This window comes from Saccharopolyspora hordei (genome assembly GCF_013410345.1).
Classification (GTDB): domain Bacteria; phylum Actinomycetota; class Actinomycetes; order Mycobacteriales; family Pseudonocardiaceae; genus Saccharopolyspora; species Saccharopolyspora hordei.
In genome coordinates this window covers 5,478,924-5,496,778 of record NZ_JACCFJ010000001.1, presented here as the reverse complement: position 1 = coordinate 5,496,778, position 17,855 = coordinate 5,478,924, and the positions used below count along the sequence as shown (strand labels likewise).

Below are 17,855 nucleotides of genomic sequence, written 5' to 3'. Positions count from 1 at the left end.
CGAGTGGAGGAGGACGTGGTGATGCCGCGCTGGCAGCAACGCCCTCCCGGATCGAACTGGGGCGACTTCGGCGGCGACGACGTGCTGGGGCGGCTCAACCTGATCGGCGCCGAGCAGGTCCGCAAGGGCATCGACGCCGTGGAGGAGGGCCGTGTCTTCAGCCTGTCGTTGCCGCTGGACCGTCCTGGCGGCACGGTGCTGAACCCGAACCGGTTTCCGCCGGTGGTGCGGCCGTCGCTGCGATCCGGCGAGGTCAACTTCAACTGCTCGATGTCCGTGGCGATCCCCGGTGCTTCGGACGTCATGAGCGACGACCTCGTCGTGCTGCACACCCAGTACTCGACGCAGTGGGATGCGTTCGGGCACGCCGGTGCGCTGTTCGACGCCGACGACGATGGGGAGCCGGAGCAGGTCTACTACAACGGTTGGCGTGCTGGGACCGACGTCGTCGGCCCGGAAAGCCCGGATTCCGCGGGGATTTCCAGTCTGGGGCGGGTCGAGGGAGCGTCCGAGGGTGCGGCGTCGACCTCGGACGCCGGACCGGTGGACATCAGCCACATGGCTCGGCACGGTGTGCAGGGACGCGCTGTGCTCGTCGACCTCGAAGCACATCTAGGTGGGCAGCGAGCCATCGTGGGGTTCGAGGAGTTCGCCCAGGTGCTCCAGGCCGACCGGATCGTCGTGGAGCCCGGGGACATTCTGGTGCTGCACACCGGTTTCGCCCGTGGGTTGGTGGAAGCCGATACGCGGCCGACGGCTGAGCAGCTCTACGTCGGGGCGGTTCTGGACGGCTCCGACCTCGAATTGCAGAAGTGGATCACTGATAGCGGTGTGGCGGCGATCGCCGCCGACAACTACGCGGTCGAGGCCTTTCCACCCGTGCAGCAGGAACAAGGACAGCCGGCGCTGCCGCTGCACGAACTGTGCCTGTTCCGCCTCGGCGTCCACCTGGGCGAACTGTGGTGGTTGTCGGAGCTGGCCGAACACTTGCGAAAACGGGGGCGCTCACGGTTCCTGCTGACCGCTCCTCCGTTACGGCTGCCCGGGGCAACCGGGTCGCCCCTGACCCCGATTGCGACGGTGTGACGTGCCGACTGAGGACCAGAGGATGCTCGTGACCGGCGGTGCCTCCGGGATCGGGCGCGCCATTGCAGAGGAAGGCCTCGCGCGCGGCTGGGACGTGGTGGTGATCGACCGCGAAGCAGCTCCGGTGGGAACCGGGGTGAAGGCCGATCTCGCGGATGCGGACTCGACCAGGGCCGCACTCGAAGAAGCGCTTGCTGCCGGGCCGATCACCAGGCTGGTCAACAACGTGGGAGCAGTGTTCCCCGGGGCTCTGCAGGAGCAGTCGTTGGCCGAGGTCGACGCCGCATACCAGTTGAACCTGCGGTGCGCGGTTCAGTGCGCGCAGGCGCTGCTCCCGGGCATGACGCAGGCCGGTTTCGGCAGGATCGTCAACATGGCCTCGCGAGCCGCTCTCGGCAAGGAGCTGCGCACCGCATATGCCGCGTCGAAGGCGGGGCTGATCGGGCTGACCCGGGTGTGGGCGCTCGAGCTCGGCCCGCTCGGCATCACCGTCAACGCCATCGGTCCTGGACCGATCGCTACTGAACTGTTCGCCAAGGCCAATGACGAAGAGCGGACCAGGCAGATCGTGGAAGCCGTACCGGTGCGAAGGATGGGTACGCCGGACGACATCGCCCACTCAGCCGGATACTTCCTCGACGAGCGGGCAGGCTTCGTCACCGGGCAGACCGTCTACGTCTGCGGCGGACTGACCGTAGGAGTTGCGCAGGTCTGAACCCGGCACCTGAAATTGTGAGGGCACCCGTGAAAGCCGTCGTGAAAACCACACCCGCGAACGGATATAACTACGCCACCGATCATCCGGAGCCGCCGGTCGGCTTCGGGCAAGTGCGCATCGCGGTCGCCGCGGCATCGTTGTGTGGTACCGACAAGGAACTCGTCGCGTACAGCGCTGCGGCGAGGGCGTTCGGCCTTGCATTCCCTGTGGTCCTCGGGCACGAGGTGGCTGGAACGGTCGTCGAGACCGGACCGGGCGTGGACACTCTGAGGTGCGGCGACCGAGTCGCGCTCGAATCGCACATCGCTTGTCGGCGGTGCTATCACTGCCGCGTCGGCGAGGGACACAACTGCCTGAACATAAAGCTGTTGGGTTTGCATGTCGACGGTGGATTCGCTGAGCGGCTCGTCGTGTCCGAGCATGCCTGCTTTCCCCTGCCGGAGAACGTTTCGACTGAGACGGGAGCTCTGTTCGAATCGGCTGGGGTCGCCGTGCACGCGGTTCAGCGCAGCCAGGTCAATCTCGCCGGACGGTCGGTGCTGATCGCAGGAGGCGGACCGATCGGGCTCGCTCTAGTTCAGCTTTCGCAGTTGTCCGGCGCCCGGCGAACCGTCGTGGTCGAGCCGAACGCGTTCCGCCGGAATGTCGCCGAATCGCTCGGGGCAGTGGCGTTCGAACCTGATGAGAGCGTGGCGGACTGGTGCCAGGGTGAATCGGAAGATCGCGGCGGTTTTGACGTGGGGTTCGATTGCACCGGGGCTCCGGGCGCGCTCGAGGTCGTCTTGAGGGCGTTGCGCCGCGAGAGGCCACCGCGGTCTGCGTCGGGGTGCCGAAGCAGCCGTTCACGCTGGACGTCACTCAGTACGTGATCAAGCAAGGTCTCACCTTGAAAGGTAGCTTCGGGCGCTCTCTCTGGCAGACGTGGGACGTGCTCAGTTCTCTCGTGTCGCGAGGGAGGTTGGACTTGGACATGCTTGTAACCCACAAGATGGGGCTGTCCCAGTTCCAAGAGGCTCTCGATCTGCAAGGTGGCAACACTGGCAAGGTGCTGCTGCTACCGGGGCGCGACTAGCGCGAGCTGGCATGAATGACGGGCGATCGTCGCCGAGCCGCACGTGCGCGTGAGGTTGGTGTCCCGCAGAAGGATTGTGGGACACCAACCTCACAGGTTGCCTCAGGCGGTGGGATCGACCAGCAGTTTCATCCTTCGTCCGGCGCGCAGCTCCTCGAAGCCCTGGTCGATGACCTGGCTGAGGGGGACGGTGTCGACCCAGCCGGTGAAGTCGTAATGGTCGCGGGCCATGAGGTCCAGTACCGCTCGGTAGTCCTCGCTGGTGTAGCAGATGGTGCCCTGGATGCGTCGTTCGCGGAGCACCAGGTTGATCAGCGGAGTGGACAGCGGACGGTCGTAGATCGCAACGCTGACCAGCGGCCGCCGTTCGCCGACGCAGTTGAGAGCCGATTCGACGGCGGGTTCCACACCGGCGGCGTCGAAGGCTGCGTCGACGCCGTCGCCCTTGGTGCGCTCGGCGATCAGGCCGGGGACGTCTTGGCTGGTGGGGTCCAGGGTGCGGGCGCCGAGGGCCTCGATCGACTTGCGGCGCGTCTCCGAGGGCTCAACGACGTCGATCTCGGTCAGTCCCATCGAGCGCAGCGCGAACCACAGTCCGATGCCGATCGGGCCGGCTCCGTAGATCAGTGCCCGATCTTGGTCGCCGACGTTTCCCAACACCGCTGCATGGTGGGCGACCGCCATCGGTTCCACCAGTGCGCCCAGCTCCAGCGGGACGCCGTCGGGCAACTTGTGCACCTGGAAGCTGGGCACGACGGTGTGCTCGGCCATCCCGCCATCGGCCATCAGCCCGTGGAAACCGATGGACTGGCACAGGTTGTAGCGCCCGGTGGTACAAGGTCGACACTGGCCGCAGCGGTAGATTGGCTCGACCGCGACCTGGTCACCCTCGGCGACATCGGTGACTCCGCTGCCCACGGCGGTGACCACACCGGCAAACTCATGGCCGAGCACCATCGGTGCCTTCCGCTCGGTGAGCGGGTGCGGTTCAGTGGGGATAAAGATGGGTCCGTCGTAGTACTCGTGCAGGTCTGTGCCACAGATTCCGTTGCGGCTGACCCGGATCTTGACCTGCCCCGGGCCTGGTTCGGGCTCGGGAACGTCCTCAAGACGCAGGTCCTGGTTGCCGTAGTAGACAGCGGCGCGCATGTCTTACCTCCTGGGCCGGAAATGTGTTGGGGGCTCGTGGTTGGTCAGCGCGGCGCGTAGGCGATGAGGGTGTTGCCCCACGGATCGCGCAGCACCGCTCGGGTTTCGTGCGGTCCTGGTTCCGGCGGCCGCACCAGCGTCCCGCCCGCGCGGGTGAAGACGGCGACGGTGGCCTCGACGTCGGCGACCTTGACCGAGGCAGCGGCCACCCCATCGGTGATGTCCTCACCCGGGCCGGCCAGGGCCAGCGTCACGTCGCCCGCGTCGAGCGCCGCGTACCGCGTGCCGTCGGTGAACTTCGCACCGAAACCCAGAGTGTCGGCGTAGAAGGCGGTCGCGGCTGCGACGTCGGCGACCGGATGCAGCACGTTGCGCACCCGACCCGCTCCGGCGGTCACCGGTACACCAGCCCGCCGTCGATCAGCGGTGCCTGCCCGGTCATGTACCGAGCATCGGGACCGGCGAGGTAGGAGACGAACCCGGCCACGTCCTGCGGGGTCTCGGCGCGTCCCAGAGCGATCCCGTCGACGTACTGCGCGTAGGTAGCGCCGGGCTCGGCTCCGGTGTGCTTGGCCATCTCCCGGTCGACCGTGATCCACATGTCGGTGTCGACCACGCCCGGGCAGTAAGCGTTGACGGTGATGTGGTGAGGTGCGAGTTCCTTGGCCGCCGCCTGGGTGAGCGCGCGGACCGCGAACTTCGTCGCCGAGTACAAGCTCAACAGGGCGAACCCGTCGTGCCCGGCGATCGACGAGGCGTTGATGATCGCGCCCTTCGTGCCGTGTTCCACGAACGTCTTGGCCGCCGCCTGGATACCCCACACCACGCCGGCGACGTTGACGCCGACGATCGCATCCAAGTCCGCTGGCGTGGCTTCGGAGATCGGTTTGACCTGCACGATCCCGGCGTTGTTGACCACGGTGCGCAGCGTCCCGAGGTCGCGATCAGCCCGCTCGACGGCGGCGTGCACCTGGTCGCGGTCGCTGACATCGGCACCGATCGAGATCGCCTTGCGCCCCAGCGCGGCGACTTCATCGGCCACTACGCCGAGCTTGTCCTCGTTGAGGTCCACCAACGCCACGTCCGCGCCGTCCGAGGCGAGTCGAAGCGCGATCGCCCTGCCGATTCCCTGCGCCGCACCAGTGACCAAGTCCGTCGACCCTTGGATATCGCTCATGGGGCTCCTCCGCTCATCGTTGAGGTGGGTGCTCTCCGGGGAGTGTGTCCCAGGCCGCAACTCCCGAAGTGTTCGTTCTTGACACACACTCGCGGCTTCACCGGGACCGGTGTCTCGCACCGCGCATACCCTCCGGAACCTCAAACCCCAACGAGGGCACGAAAAGAGGGAGCCAGTGACACGCACCGGAACGACGCCAGGCGCGGAGTACCCACCGCCGAAGCTGCTCATCGACGGGTCGTGGGTTTCAGGGGAGGCCGACGACGAGAACTATCCGGACGTGGTCGACCCCGCCACCGGAGGCCGCATCGGCAGAGCGCCCGGAGCCAGCGACCGACAAGTCGAAGCCGCCATCACGGCTGCGCAGCGCACCTTCGGCGAGTGGTCCCGACAACCCGCGCGAGAGCGGGCGGAGGTGCTGCTGGGCGCAGCGGATTCGTTGGAGCGCACGATCGAGGCCGATGCGCGGACGATGACGCTCGAACACGGCAAGACCCTCGCCGAATCGCGCGCCGAGATGACCTCGATCATCGAGCTGTTCCGCTGGTACGCCGAACAGGCCGAGCGGCCCACCGCCCGGATGGAGCCGGGCTCGGTCAGCGGTGGCGACGTGGCGGTGGAGCGCGTGGCCATCGGACCGGTGGCGATCCTGACCCCGTGGAACTTCCCCGCGTCGCTGGCGGCGCGCAAGCTCGCCGCGGCGTTCGCGGTTGGGTGCACCGCCGTGGTCAAGCCACCACCCGAGACCCCGGCGTCCTTCCTGGCCGTCGCGCGAGCGCTGGCCGAGGCCGGCATGCCCGACGGGGTCCTCAACGTCGTCAACGGCGATCCGGTGCGCCTCTCCCGCGAGCTCGTCGAGCACCCGTCGATCCGGACGGTGAGCTTCACCGGATCCACGCCGGTCGGTCGCGAGATCGCGCGGTTGGCCGCCGGGGCGCTCACCCGCGTCACGCTGGAACTCGGCGGGCACGCGCCGGTGATCGTCACCGAGGACGTCGACGTCGCCGCCGCAGCGCAGGTGCTGGCGACCACGAAGTACCGCAACTCCGGGCAAGTGTGCATCTCACCGACGCGATTCCTGGTGCAGCGGAGCGTCTACGAGGAGTTCGTCGACCACTTCGCGCGCCTGTCCACCGAACTGCCGGTCGGGCCGGGACTGGACACGGGCAGCCGCATGGGACCGCTCGCCGTGGAGCGACGGCGAACGGGGCTCCTGGACATCGTCGAACGGTCGGTAGCCGCAGGCGCGACGCTGCGCACCGGTGGCAGCGCACAGTCGGGTCCGGGTTGGTTCGTGGAGCCGACCGTGCTGACGGGTGCGCCGACGGAGGCCGCGGTGATGAATGAGGAACCTTTCGGTCCGGTTGCGGTCATCAACCCCTACGACACCGACGAGAACGCCATCGCCGAGGCCAACCGGCTCCCGGTGGGGCTCGCCGCGTACGTCTTCACCCGATCTGAAGACAGGGCGCGGCGGCTGGTGTCGGCGGTCGAGGCGGGAACCATCGGCGTCAACACCGGCACGATCGTGCACCGCGACACCCCGCTGAGCGGCATCAAGGACAGCGGCTACGGCAGCGACGGCGGCCTCGAGGGGATGCACGAGTTCCAGCACGTCAAGGCCGTCAGCAGAGTGTCCCAGAAATGAACACCCGACCAACGCGACCCCGTGTGACAGTGATCTCAAGCGCTCAAGCGCATCGCAACAAAACCCCGCATGACCAGCAAGGGAGCTGACATGACGCTGAAGTTCGGAACGTTCATGGCCCCGTTCCACTGCCCGGTCGGGCAGGACCCGACCGCGGCGTACGAGCGGGACCTCGACGTCATCAAGCACATGGACAAGCTGGGATTCGACGAGGCCTGGATCGGCGAACACCACTCGTGCGGGCACGAACTGATCCCGGACCCGTTCATGTTCATCACCTACGCCGCGCCGCAGACCCGCCACATCAAGCTCGGTACCGGCGTCGTGTCGCTGCCCTACCACAATCCGCTGTGGGTGGCCGACCGCGCGCTGTTCGCCGACCGGCTGCTGCGCGGCCGATTCATGCTGGGCCTCGGGCCGGGTGCGCTGCCCACCGACGCGACGATGATCGGTATCGGGCCGGAGGAGCAGCGCACCGCGCTCGAGGAGGACGTGGACGTCCTGATGGCGCTGCTGCGCGGCGAGACCGTCAACGCCAAGACCAACCGCTACAACCTGGTCGACGCGCGCACCCAGTACGAGCCCTACAGCGACTTCGACGTCGCCGTCGCCGCGATCGCTTCGCCCACGGGGCCGCGGACCGCCGCGAAGAACGGCATCGACCTGCTGTCGGTGGGCGCCACCGCCAAGGGAGGTTTCGACGCTCTCGCGCTGCACTGGGACGTCATGGAGGAGCGGGCGCCGCAGTTCGGTCACACCCCCAGCCGCGCCGGCTGGCGGCTGTGCGGTCCGATGCACCTCGCCGAGACGCGCGAGCAGGCCATCGAGGACGTGCGCTACGGCCTGGACGCGTGGTGCGACTACACCCAGCACGTGCTCGCCGCACCGCACTTCCGCGCCGCGGGCACCACGTTCGAGGAGCGCGTGGAGTGGGTGAACGAGAGCGGTCTGGGCGTCATTGGCACCGTTGACGACGCGATCGCGCAGATCGAACGCCTGGTCAAACAGTCCGGTGGGTTCGGGTCTTACCTGCTCATCCACCACGAATGGGCGCGACACGAGGCAACGATGAAGAGCTACGAACTGTTCGCCAACCACGTCAAACCGCGGTTCCAGCGCGCCACCGGGCGGCTGGAAGCGGCGCGCGACTACGGCATCTCGCGCTGGGACGAGCTGGACAAGCGCTCCGGTGCGGCCATCCAGGAGGCCACCGACCGGCACGCCAAGGAGAGGGTCGCCGCGAGCTGATCCGCGTTTCAACCGTGGGTTTCGAGGCGGTTGGCAGTTAGGCTGAGCCCGTGGGGACGTCGCCGCGTCCCCACGAGCTGGCCCCGGACGAAGGCCGAGTTCCATGATCAACGAGGATCGCGAATGGCTGGAGGGCGGAGGCGAGCGCGCGAGCATCGCCCGCCCGGAAATCGTCGAGTCCTGGCGCCGCTCTCAGATGAGCGGGGTCAATCCCGATGACGTCACGATCGTGCCCGGTGAGGCGACCCGGGACTGCAAGATCGCGCGAGTCGCGATTCCGGTGCTCAGCGCGATGGCCGACGTGCTGATCGGCGCGAACACGAGTCTGCTGCTCAGCGCCCCCGACGGCACGATGCTGTGGCGCTGGACGGAGAACAGCAGGCTCAAGGCGCTGCTGGACCGTCGCTCCGCCGTGGTCGGAACCCGGTGGAACGAGGAGTTCATGGGCACCAACGGTCTCGGCACGGCGCTGGAGACCGTCAAACCCATCATGATCAACGGCGAGGAGCACTTCAGCGAGGCCCTGCATCCGTTCACCTGCGCCGGAGCGCCGATCAGGCATCCGGTCACCCGCCGGGTCGCCGGAGTGCTCAGCGTGACCAGCCTCGTCGAGCACGCCAGCCCGCTGATGGGGCCCACCCTGCTCAAACTCGTTCGTGAGGTGGAGGAGCAGCTCTACAGCGACAGCACGCTGCGCGAGCGCGAACTCCTGCAGCACTTCCTCGCCGAACGGCGTGGCAACCGCAACGCGGTCATCGCGGTCAACGAGGACGTGGTGATCGCCAACCGGGCGGGTGCGCAGCTGCCGATCGACCACCGCGCGCTGTGGAACCAGGTGGAGAGCGGTTGCCGGGACGGCACCGATGTGCGGTTGGACGACTCCCAGGTGACCGGGCAGGTGCGGTGGCGCACGATCGGGTACGCCGATTCGGTGATGGGCTTGGTCATCGTCGCCGAGTCCGACGAGCCGCAGCGCACCGGGCGGCGGCCGGCTGCCGAGGTCGACTCCGGCACGACCCCGGTGTGGTCGGAGCTGCCGGAGCTGCTGCGCACCAATGCGGCTGGGAGTGACCGGGTGCTGGTCACAGGCGAAGTCGGTGTGGGCAAGCGGGCTCTCGTGCGTGAAGCTTTCGATGGATCGGTGAAGGAGCTGGACTGCGCGGCCGCGCACGAGGTCGGCGCGGAGCGGTGGCTGGCGATGGCGCGATCGGCGTTGCTCGACGATGACGGCGAGCAGGACGTGGTGCTGCTGTCGCACCTGGAGGCTCTGGGCACTTTGATGTGCCGTGCCCTCGGCGGCATGCTGGACCGGATTCCGCGCGACCGCAGCGGGCTCGTGGTGGCCGGGACGTGGACGCCGTGCGGGGATGCGGATGTGGAACCGGCCGTCCGGGCGCTGCTGGACCGGTTCACCTCCGAGCCGTTCGAGGTGCCGCCGCTGCGCAAGCGGCCGGCCGACGTGCTGCGCAGGGTCGTCGACCAGGGCCCGGGGATGCCGAGCCTGTCGGCCGAGGCGGTCGAACAGGCCAAGAGTCACCCCTGGCCTGGCAACCACCGCCAACTCGAGGAGTTCCGGAGGTGGCTGAGTCGGCAGAACCGGCCGGTGATTGGGGTGAAGGACCTGCCGCCCCGCTGGTCGCAAGAAGCCGCCCGCGCGCGGTTGACGGCCATCCAGGCCGCGGAGGCCGACGCCATCGCCGCGGCACTGCGCGAATGCGATGGCAACAAGGCGGCGGCCGCGGCGAAGCTGGGCATTTCCCGTTCCTCGTTGTACCGGAAGATGCGCGAATACCGCCTGCGCTGAAGCAATACGCTTTCTCCCGCCGCGAAACCGATTGTTGCGGTGGATAATTGCGCTCGCGTGAGGAGAAATGCGATGTCTCGCCGCCGGTATCGGAGTGACCGATTTTGAAAACATCTGGGAAGTGCTCGGTGGGCTTAGAGCGTGTCTCGTTTGGATCTTGATCGGTGTTCAGGGCAAGATCATCGTCTGTGGTTGATGCGTTGTCACAGCGGTTGGTTCCCGACGAGCTCTGGGAGCTGGTCGAGCCGCTGATTCCACAGGCTGGAGAGCGCCCGCAGGGTGGTGGGCGGGCACCGGCGGATGCACGCAAGGTGTTCACCGCGATCGTGTATGTGCTCACCAGCGGGTGTGCCTGGCGGTGGTTACCGCCGTCGTTCGGGGTGAAAGTGCCCACCGCGCATCGATGGTTTCTGCGATGGACCGAGGCCGGATTGTGGGCCCGGATCCACCGGGGGGTGCTCGACGAGCTGGGCAGTCAAGGGCTGATCGACTGGTCCCGGGCCGTGGTGGATGCCGCCGCGGTGCGGGCGAAAAGGGGGGCGCTATGACCGGACCGAATCCGGTCGACCGAGGCAAGCCGGGCTCGAAGCTGCATGTGCTCACCGACCGGGGCGGACTGCCCCTGGCCACCGGCATTTCCGCGGCCAACACCCCGGACGGGTTCGCTGTCAAGCCCTTGGTCAACGCCATCCCCGCGATCCGGTCCCGCCGCGGACCTCGCCGCCGCAAGCCCGGCAAGCTGCACGGCGACAAGGCATACAACAGTGCCGAACGCCGAGTCTGGTTGCAGCGACGGGGAATTGTCGCCCCGCCTGGCTCGCATCGGCATCGAGACCAGCCAGAAACTGGGCCGCCACCGCTGGGTCGTCGAACGCAGCATCGCCTGGCTGGCCGGTTACCGACGCCTGACCATCCGCTACGAACGCCGCGCCGATGCCTTCAAAGGCTTCCTCGCCCTCGCCGCCGCACTGACCTGCTTCAAGAAGCTCAAACAAGCCAAGTGAGACACGCTCTTAACGTCGTATTCGAGCCAATCCGCTCTCGGAGCGAAAGGAGCCTCGGGATGATCGACCTGCAGCCGGTGAGCAGTGGAGAGCACCTGCGCGGCGTTTTCGGATGCTACCCGTCGGGTGTGACGGCTGTGTGCGCGCTCATCGACGGCGTCCCGGCCGGGATGGCTGCGAGCTCGTTCACCACCGTGTCCGTCGAACCGCCGCTGGTCTCGGTGTGCGTGCAGAACACCTCGACGACCTGGCCGCGGTTGCGCTCGCGCGCACGACTAGGGCTGAGCGTGCTCGCGCAGAGCCAGGACGCGGCCTGCCGAAGCCTGGCGAGCAAGGGCGGAGACCGCTTCGCCGACCTGCACTGGGAGGCAAGCTCCGACGGCGCGCTGTTCGTGCACGACGCCAGTGCCTGGCTGGACTGCTCGCTGTACGAGGAAGTCCCTGCTGGCGACCACATGATCGCGCTCTTGGAGATCCACGCGCTGTGCGCCGCACCTGACAACCCGCCGTTGGTGTTCCACGGCAGCCGCTTCCGCCGCTTGGCGGAGGTCTGAGAGATCTTGCGAGCAGGAGGAGATGACGGTGGGCGACATGGGAACCGACACTGGACGCGCTGAATCCGCGCTGTCCGCGGTGGCGGCGGGAGAACCGGTGGTGCTCGTCGATCGCGACGGGCACGGCGTGCTGGCGTTCGCGGCCGGTCACGCGACCACGAGTCTGCTGGCCTTCACCGTCCGGCACACGTCGGGTTTCGTCCGCGTCGCCCTGCGCGCCGAGACGTGCGACCGGCTGGATCTGCCTCCGATGTACGGCAGCGACGAGATCCACCGCGTGACGGTGGATCTCGACGGCCACGGCACCGGGATCTCCGCCGCCGACCGGGCCGCCACCATCGCCGCCCTGGCGGACCCGTCGAGCACGCCCGAGCTGTTCACCCGTCCCGGACACGTGGTCCCGGTGCTGGCACGCGAGGGCGGAGTTCTGCTGGACGACAGCACTGTGCAGGCCACCTCCGACCTCGCCGAACTGGCCGGTTCGGCTCCTGCGGGCGCCTTCTGCGAACTCGTGTCGGCCGAGGACCCGCTGGGCATCTCCGGCCCGGACGAGGCCGGGCTGTTCGCCGCCGAGCACGGCCTGGCGCTGCTGTCGATCGGTGACCTCGTGGCCTATCGCCGACGCTGCGCTCCCGGACTCCGGCGCGGCAGGCGTTCGTCGGTGACCACCGCCTACGGCCGCTTCGACACCCTCGACTACACCACGCCGTCCGGCGAGGTCCACACCGCGTTGCTGGCCGGAACGCCGGAGGACGGCGTCGACGTGCCGGTGCACCTGCGCCGCCCCTGCCTGGCCCGCGAGGCCCTCGGCCCGCAGGCGTGCCCGTGCGGACGCCAGACGGACGCGGCCATACTGGCCATCGCGGCACGAGGCCGGGGAGTCGTGCTGAATCTGAGGCAGGCGAGCCCGCCTTCGACCTGCACCGAGCAGGACGCCGACTCCTTCGAGTCCGATGTGGACGCGGCCATTGGGATCCTCTCCGACCTGAACATCCGCTCGTTCCAGCTGATTCCGGAACACCGCGACGGCCGTCCCCGAGCGGGAACGGCCGTCGGATCGGGCGCGGTCAGTAGATGACCACGGGCTTGACGGTGTTGCCGGATTCCGAGTCCTCGAACGCGGTGTTGATGTCGTCGAGCTTGTAGGTGCGGATGAGCTTGTCGAAGGGGAAGCGGCCCTGCTCCCACAGCTCCACGAGCCTGGGGATGAACACCTGGGGCACCGAGCTTCCCTGCACGATGGTCTTGAACGTCCAGCCCTTGACCAGCGAGGCGCCGATCTCAAACGGCACCTCTGTGCCCGGCTTGGCGGCGCCGACCAGCGCGAGCGTGCCGCGCACCGACAGCGCGTTCGCGGCGGAGGCGAGCACCGCGGGCATGGCGGTGGTGTCCAGGACGTAGTTGAGGCCCTTGTTGCCGGTGGCCGTCAGCAGCATTTCGGTCAGGTCGCCGTTGCGGTTGTTGATGGTGTGGGTGGCGCCGAGCTCGGTGGCCAGCTCCAGGCGGTTGTCGTGCACGTCCACCGCGACGATGGTGGTGCACCCGGCGACGCGGGCGGCCATGATCGCGGCCAGTCCGACGGCGCCGGCTCCGCACACCGCCACCGACGAGCCGGCCGGCGGGCGCAGCTCGTTGAGGATCGCACCGGCACCGGTCTGCATGCCGCAGCCCAGCGGCGCCAGCTTTTCCAGCGGAGCTTCGGGATCGACGCGGATCACGCTGCTCTCCACGACGTTGGCGCGGGCGCCGAACGCAGACTGCCCGAAGAAGTGCGAGGACACCGCCGAGCCGTCGGGCGCGGTCAGCGCGGTGGTGCCGTCGGGACGACGGCCGCCGAAGTTCTCGGCGAAGAGGTTCTCGCAGTAGGCCATCCGCCCGGCGCGGCACTCGTTGCAGTGCGTGCAGTAGGCGGCGGAGAGCACCACGTGGTCGCCCGGGCGCACGGTGGTGACGGCCTCGCCGACCTCTTCCACGACGCCGGCGCCCTCGTGCCCCAGCACGGCGGGCAGGGGAGTGGGGTAGACGCCGTCGCGGACGATCGCGTCGGTGTGGCAGATGCCGGTCGCGACCATCTTGACCCGGACCTCGTTGGCCCGGAGCGAATCCAGTTGCAGTTCTTCGATGCTCAGCGGTGCTTCGTGCTCGCGCGCGACCGCAGCGGTGATCGTGGTCATGATGTGTTCCTCGTGCCGACGCGATGGGGACGGTGCCGGGGGAGAGCTGGGCGTCCCCCGGCACCGGGCTGGGACTACTTCAGGTGATGGATCGAGTGTTCCTCGACGTAGGCCGTCATGCCCGCAGCGCCGAACTCGCGGCCGATGCCGCTCTGCTTGATGCCGCCGAAGGGCATCCGCGGGTCGAGCGATTCGAAGGAGTGCGTGTTGATGAAGGTGCTGCCCGCGTGGATGCGGCGGGCCATCGCGAAGCCGCGGTCGGGGTTGCTGGTCCACACCGACGAGCCGAGGCCGTAGTCGGAGTCGTTGGCCCAGTCGACGACCTGCTGCTCATCATCGTAGGCGATCAGCGGCACGACCGGGCCGAACTGCTCCTGGCAGGAGATCGGTGCGGTGTGCTCGGTGTCGCGCACGACGTGCGGAAGCACGTAGTAGCCGTTGTCCCACGTGGACGGATCGACCTTGCGGCCCAGCTCGACCAGGTTGGCCGAGGAGTTGCGGGTCTTGTCCAGCAGGTCGAGGACCTTCTTGTACTGGGCTTCGTTGTTGAGCGGCCCGAAACTGGACTCGGGGTCGAGGCCGTGGCCGACGGCGTATTCGTCGACTCGCTGGCACATCGCGTCGGCGAAGCGCTGGTAGATCGAGCGGGGCAGGTAGATTCGCTTGACCGCGAAGCAGATCTGCCCGGTGCGGGTGTAGACGCCCTTGAGCATGCGGTCGAGCGTGGCGTCGATGTCGGCGTCGTCGAGCACGATCGCCGGGTCGTTGCCGCCCAGCTCGAGCGTGACGTTCTTGATGGTGTCCGCGGTCGCGCCGATGACCTTCTGCGCGGTCTCGGTGCCGCCGGTGAAGCCGACCTTGCGCACCAGCGGGTGTGAGCACAGCGCGGCGCCCACGTCGCCCTCGCCGTGCACCACGTTGATGACACCGGGCGGGAACACCTCGGCCATCTTCTGCAGCGCCAGGGTCAGCGCGGCGGGAGCGAACGGGGAGGGCTTGAGCACGAGAGTGTTGCCAGTGGTCAGCGCCGGAGCCAGCTTCATCATGGTCAGCACGACCGGCATGTTCCACGGCACGATCGCCGCGGCCACACCGCGCGGCACCTTCTCCACGCTGATGGTGCTCTGCTCGTCGTCGAAGGTGACCGGGGTGAAGAACTCCTCGGCGAGGCTGGCGGTGTGCTGGAGGATCCCGGTGCCCAGGCCGAAGTCGGTCTGGGCTTCCCAGAGGACGCCGCCGTGCTCGCGGACCAGTTGCGGCGCCAGCTCTTCGGCGCTGGCGGCCAGCACGTCGGCGGCCTGGAAGACCTTCTGCACGCGCTCGGCGACGGGGGTGGCGCTCCAGCCGGCGAACGCGGCGTGCGCGGTGCGGACGGCGCGGTCGACGTCGTCGGCGGTTCCCACGGCGACCTCGGCGACGACCTCGTCGAGCTTGCCCGGGTCGTGCACGGCGCGCACGTCGGCCGCGGACGTCTCGCCGCCGATCAGGTGCCCCACGCGCGGTGTGGCGGTCGAACTCATCAGGAACTCCTTTGTTCGAAGCGTGTTGACCTTTGGGGAATCCCCGCGGTGATGCGGCGCCGATGTGGCGGTTCCGCGTGGCAGCAGTCCAGGCGGCGGGTCGGACCGAACGCCTGTGCGGCGGGGTTCGGAAGTAGAACGCGCTGTAAGCATGCAGACCGCCCGTGGATGTGTCAATACACACACGGTCGTCGATAGGATGTACCCAATCGGGTTGAAGCTCTGGCCCTGCGGTCGGTCACCTCGTGGGGCGTGCTGCGCGTGCGAAGAAGCGCCGCGGCGAACCGTCCGTTCGGGGGTCGCCGCGGCGCAGGTGAAAACGGTGCGTCAGGCTCCGCGAGCTTGAGCGGCGCGGGCTTCCGCGATGGAGTCGTAGAACTTTTCGGCGGGCCCGCGCAGCAGGTCGTGGGCTTCCAGGAACAGGTCGTGGGCCTCGCGCCCGAGCCAGCCGGCGGGCAGCAGCTCGGTGGGCAGGTCCGGGTCGCGGAAGGGGAACTTTCGGTAGTCATAGGTCAACTGCATGCGTTCCACCAATGCGTCCTGCGGGCTGAGTCGCCCCGCCCGGTAGGCGGGCATGCGCTTGCGGTAGGTCCGCAGCAGTTCCCGGTAGTCCTCGTTGAGCTCATCGAGGTCCCAGCAGCGGGCTGCCATCTCGCGGTCGACCGGCAGTCCGCCGGACTGGCAGCGCAAGGTGTCCAGCCGCAGCGCCGGCTCGTCGGCGAGGCTTTCGCGCACCTGCTGCAGGCGGTCGTGCGGGCACACGTAGGTCGACGGGGCCAACGGGCCGAATCCGAGCCAGGCCAGCTCCTTGCGGACCCGGTCGCGCACGCCGCGGTCGGACTCCGGCACCGAGTAGATGACCATGTACCAGTGCCGGTCCCACTCGCTGCGGACCCGGTCGAAGATGCGCGAGCGCCCTTCGTCGAGCAGGTGCAGGCTCTTGTCGTTGAGCCCGTACACGGTTTCGCGGCCCTCGCGCCAGGAGTCGAACCAACCCTCCTTGCGCAGCCGGGCCAGGACCACGCGCACGGTGCTCTCGCCGACGTCGAAGCAGGACATGAGCTCGCTCAGCGTCCGCAGACGAGCGGCACCGCCTCGGTAGCGCACGTAGTCGCCGAACAGGTCAAACACGATCGACCTCGGTCTCACCGCTCCTCCTCCTGCTGGTCAGCCCGGCGGGCCGACTATCTCACAGTACGACCGTCCTCGATTCGCGCGCGGTGCGCGGGCAGCGAGCCGGATTCGATTCATTAGTGCCAGTTTATTGACGGGCGTGCGATAAGCGAAACATACTCGGCGCCATCCCCTCCGGACAATCCCGACAGGTTGGAGAAGGCAATGACGCCGCAATCCCCGCCGGGCACCCGTCGCACCGAGCTCTCGGTGCTGTGCCTGTGCTTCTCCGTGATCGTCTTCGACGGTTACGACCTCATCGTCTACGGCGCCACGCTGCCGGCACTGCTGCAGCACGACGCGTGGGGTCTCACGCCCGCGTCTGCGGGCGCGATCGGCAGCTACGCCCTGGTGGGCATGCTCGCCGGGGCGCTGATCGCGGGCGCGGTCACCGACCTGGTCGGCAGGCGTAAGGTGCTGCTGTTCGGCGTCACCGGTTTCTCGTTGGCGATGGTGGGCTGCGCCCTGGCTCCCGACGCGACCTTGTTCGGCGTGTTCCGGCTGCTGGCCGGTCTGGGCCTGGGTGGCGTGATGCCCACCGCGATCGCGCTGACCGCGGAGTACTCGGCTCCGCACCGGCGGAGCCTGAACAATGCCCTGATGTTCTCCGGTTACTCGGTCGGCGGTGTGCTGGCGGCCGTGCTCGCGCTGAGCCTGATGCCCACGTATGGCTTCCGGCTGATGTACTGGATCGGCGCGGTGCCGCTGCTGCTGGTTCCGGTACTCATGCGCGCCCTGCCCGAGTCCCTGGCGTTCCTGGTCGCCAAGGGGCGCGACGCCGAGGCGGCGCGCACCGCCGAGCGCCTGGGCGTGGCGCTGCCGCAGGCTGGTGGCCAGCGGGAGCCGGGGCGCTCCGGGGTGCGCACGCTGCTCGGCAGACGGTACGTGGTGCCCGCGATCCTGTTCGCGCTGACCAGCTTCCTCGGGCTGCTGCTGGTCTACGGGCTCAACACGTGGCTGCCGCAGATCATGAAGTCCGCCGGGTACCCGTTGTCGAGTTCGCTGCTGTTCCTGGTGGTGCTCAACGCCGGGGCGATCGTGGGCACGATCCTGGTGGCGCCGATCGGTGACCGCATCGGCATGCGCCCGGTGACGCTGGCGGCGTTCCTCGCGGCATCCGTGTCGATCTACCTGCTCAGCGTGCCGAGTTCGGCACCTGTCATGTACGCGCTGGTGGCCGTGGCCGGGTTCGGGACCGTCGGCACGCAGATCCTGGTCAACGCCTACGTGGCCATGCACTTCCCGGCGGAGGTCCGCGCCACCGCGCTCGGGTGGACGCTGGGAATCGGTCGCATCGGAGCCATCATCGGCCCCACGTTCGGCGGCATCCTGATGTCCTCCGGGGTGAATGCCGCGTGGAACTTCTACGCCTTCGCGATTCCCGCCGCCGTGGGCGCGCTGGTCGTGCTGCTGCTGCCGAGCCGTGGCGCCGCATCCGGGGCAGGATTGCGGACACGGGCCGAACAGGCCGCATGAGTCCGGCGCCGGCCCGCTGCGGGCGCGGGCTGGCGCCGCGGCCATCCGAAAA

The 17,855-nt window shown here is 68.4% G+C and carries 17 protein-coding genes and 1 pseudogene; 12 read left to right on the top strand and 6 right to left on the bottom strand.

Annotated features, from left to right (window positions below):
- The first annotated feature begins 3 nt into the window (after positions 1 to 3).
- The 3 genes from HNR68_RS25050 to HNR68_RS25040 are packed head-to-tail and all read left to right on the top strand — an operon-like array spanning position 4 to position 2,673.
- Positions 4 to 1,086 (top strand): cyclase family protein, encoded by a 1,083-nt coding sequence (locus HNR68_RS25050; protein ID WP_343050401.1) that lies wholly within the window; start codon positions 4 to 6, stop codon positions 1,084 to 1,086.
- A gap of 22 nt (positions 1,087 to 1,108) precedes the next feature.
- The gene (locus tag HNR68_RS25045) at positions 1,109 to 1,801 is read left to right on the top strand and encodes an SDR family oxidoreductase (protein ID WP_179724169.1); all 693 of its coding nucleotides are present in this window, start codon (positions 1,109 to 1,111) and stop codon (positions 1,799 to 1,801) included.
- Between the two features lie 29 nt (positions 1,802 to 1,830).
- The gene (locus HNR68_RS25040) at positions 1,831 to 2,673 is read left to right on the top strand and encodes an alcohol dehydrogenase catalytic domain-containing protein (RefSeq protein ID WP_218888422.1); all 843 of its coding nucleotides are present in this window, start codon (positions 1,831 to 1,833) and stop codon (positions 2,671 to 2,673) included.
- Between the two features lie 305 nt (positions 2,674 to 2,978).
- Here the strand turns inward: HNR68_RS25040 and HNR68_RS25035 are convergent, their stop codons facing one another.
- The 3 genes from HNR68_RS25035 to HNR68_RS25025 are packed head-to-tail and all read right to left on the bottom strand — an operon-like array spanning position 2,979 to position 5,202.
- Positions 2,979 to 4,025, bottom strand: a complete 1,047-nt coding sequence (locus tag HNR68_RS25035; RefSeq protein WP_179724168.1) for a 2,3-butanediol dehydrogenase — start codon at positions 4,023 to 4,025, stop codon at positions 2,979 to 2,981.
- A 44-nt stretch (positions 4,026 to 4,069) separates the two neighbouring features.
- The gene (locus HNR68_RS25030; protein ID WP_343050399.1) at positions 4,070 to 4,423 is read right to left on the bottom strand and encodes a VOC family protein; all 354 of its coding nucleotides are present in this window, start codon (positions 4,421 to 4,423) and stop codon (positions 4,070 to 4,072) included.
- Positions 4,420 to 5,202 carry an acetoin reductase gene (locus tag HNR68_RS25025; RefSeq protein ID WP_179724167.1) on the bottom strand — a complete coding sequence of 261 codons (783 nt, stop codon included), beginning with the start codon at positions 5,200 to 5,202 and terminating at the stop codon, positions 4,420 to 4,422. The genes HNR68_RS25030 and HNR68_RS25025 overlap by 4 nt, the downstream gene beginning before the upstream one ends.
- Before the next feature lie 109 nt (positions 5,203 to 5,311).
- Here HNR68_RS25025 and HNR68_RS25020 point away from each other — a divergent pair, with 109 nt between their 5' ends.
- From HNR68_RS25020 to HNR68_RS24995, 8 genes and pseudogenes are all read left to right on the top strand, one after another.
- Complete coding sequence (locus tag HNR68_RS25020) at positions 5,312 to 6,850, top strand: NAD-dependent succinate-semialdehyde dehydrogenase (protein ID WP_218888421.1); 1,539 nt, start codon at positions 5,312 to 5,314, stop codon at positions 6,848 to 6,850.
- Between the two features lie 69 nt (positions 6,851 to 6,919).
- Positions 6,920 to 8,098, top strand: a complete 1,179-nt coding sequence (locus tag HNR68_RS25015) for an LLM class flavin-dependent oxidoreductase (protein ID WP_218888420.1) — start codon at positions 6,920 to 6,922, stop codon at positions 8,096 to 8,098.
- Positions 8,099 to 8,201: 103 nt separating this feature from the next.
- The gene (locus HNR68_RS25010; RefSeq protein WP_179724164.1) at positions 8,202 to 9,902 is read left to right on the top strand and encodes a sigma-54-dependent Fis family transcriptional regulator; all 1,701 of its coding nucleotides are present in this window, start codon (positions 8,202 to 8,204) and stop codon (positions 9,900 to 9,902) included.
- Between the two features lie 188 nt (positions 9,903 to 10,090).
- Positions 10,091 to 10,450, top strand: a complete 360-nt coding sequence (locus HNR68_RS27730; RefSeq protein ID WP_029723004.1) for a transposase — start codon at positions 10,091 to 10,093, stop codon at positions 10,448 to 10,450.
- Positions 10,447 to 10,785: pseudogene (locus HNR68_RS27725) on the top strand (transposase); the annotation flags it as partial. The gene HNR68_RS27730 and the pseudogene HNR68_RS27725, both read left to right, overlap by 4 nt.
- Positions 10,703 to 10,906 carry a transposase gene (locus HNR68_RS27720; RefSeq protein WP_425502925.1) on the top strand — a complete coding sequence of 68 codons (204 nt, stop codon included), beginning with the start codon at positions 10,703 to 10,705 and terminating at the stop codon, positions 10,904 to 10,906. The pseudogene HNR68_RS27725 and the gene HNR68_RS27720, both read left to right, overlap by 83 nt.
- Before the next feature lie 59 nt (positions 10,907 to 10,965).
- Entirely contained in the window at positions 10,966 to 11,460 is a 495-nt protein-coding gene (locus HNR68_RS25000; RefSeq protein WP_179724163.1) for a flavin reductase family protein, read from the top strand.
- A 37-nt stretch (positions 11,461 to 11,497) separates the two neighbouring features.
- Complete coding sequence (locus HNR68_RS24995; protein ID WP_179724162.1) at positions 11,498 to 12,538, top strand: 3,4-dihydroxy-2-butanone-4-phosphate synthase; 1,041 nt, start codon at positions 11,498 to 11,500, stop codon at positions 12,536 to 12,538.
- Here HNR68_RS24995 and HNR68_RS24990 read toward each other — a convergent pair.
- From HNR68_RS24990 to HNR68_RS27520, 3 genes are all read right to left on the bottom strand, one after another.
- Positions 12,528 to 13,634, bottom strand: coding sequence for an NAD(P)-dependent alcohol dehydrogenase (locus HNR68_RS24990; protein WP_179724161.1), 1,107 nt, complete (start codon positions 13,632 to 13,634; stop codon positions 12,528 to 12,530). The genes HNR68_RS24995 and HNR68_RS24990 overlap by 11 nt on opposite strands.
- 74 nt (positions 13,635 to 13,708) lie before the next feature.
- Positions 13,709 to 15,154 carry an aldehyde dehydrogenase family protein gene (locus tag HNR68_RS24985; RefSeq protein WP_179724160.1) on the bottom strand — a complete coding sequence of 482 codons (1,446 nt, stop codon included), beginning with the start codon at positions 15,152 to 15,154 and terminating at the stop codon, positions 13,709 to 13,711.
- 327 nt (positions 15,155 to 15,481) lie between these two features.
- A complete protein-coding gene (locus HNR68_RS27520) occupies positions 15,482 to 16,303 on the bottom strand; it encodes a PaaX family transcriptional regulator C-terminal domain-containing protein (protein WP_179724159.1) in 822 nt (273 codons plus the stop codon).
- Between the two features lie 189 nt (positions 16,304 to 16,492).
- Here HNR68_RS27520 and HNR68_RS24975 point away from each other — a divergent pair, with 189 nt between their 5' ends.
- Positions 16,493 to 17,803: an MFS transporter gene (locus HNR68_RS24975; protein WP_179724158.1), complete on the top strand. Its 1,311-nt coding sequence runs from the start codon at positions 16,493 to 16,495 to the stop codon at positions 17,801 to 17,803.
- Positions 17,804 to 17,855 lie beyond the last annotated feature (52 nt).

Coding starts and splice junctions, on each gene's coding strand:
- HNR68_RS24985 (WP_179724160.1), bottom strand. CDS start 15,154: ATGAGTTCGACCGCCACACCGCGCGTGGGGCACCTGATCGGCGGCGAG.
- HNR68_RS24975 (WP_179724158.1), top strand. CDS start 16,493: ATGACGCCGCAATCCCCGCCGGGCACCCGTCGCACCGAGCTCTCGGTG.
- HNR68_RS25025 (WP_179724167.1), bottom strand. CDS start 5,202: ATGAGCGATATCCAAGGGTCGACGGACTTGGTCACTGGTGCGGCGCAG.
- HNR68_RS24990 (WP_179724161.1), bottom strand. CDS start 13,634: ATGACCACGATCACCGCTGCGGTCGCGCGCGAGCACGAAGCACCGCTG.
- HNR68_RS25000 (WP_179724163.1), top strand. CDS start 10,966: ATGATCGACCTGCAGCCGGTGAGCAGTGGAGAGCACCTGCGCGGCGTT.
- HNR68_RS25035 (WP_179724168.1), bottom strand. CDS start 4,025: ATGCGCGCCGCTGTCTACTACGGCAACCAGGACCTGCGTCTTGAGGAC.
- HNR68_RS25015 (WP_218888420.1), top strand. CDS start 6,920: ATGACCAGCAAGGGAGCTGACATGACGCTGAAGTTCGGAACGTTCATG.
- HNR68_RS24995 (WP_179724162.1), top strand. CDS start 11,498: ATGGGAACCGACACTGGACGCGCTGAATCCGCGCTGTCCGCGGTGGCG.
- HNR68_RS25010 (WP_179724164.1), top strand. CDS start 8,202: ATGATCAACGAGGATCGCGAATGGCTGGAGGGCGGAGGCGAGCGCGCG.
- HNR68_RS25045 (WP_179724169.1), top strand. CDS start 1,109: ATGCTCGTGACCGGCGGTGCCTCCGGGATCGGGCGCGCCATTGCAGAG.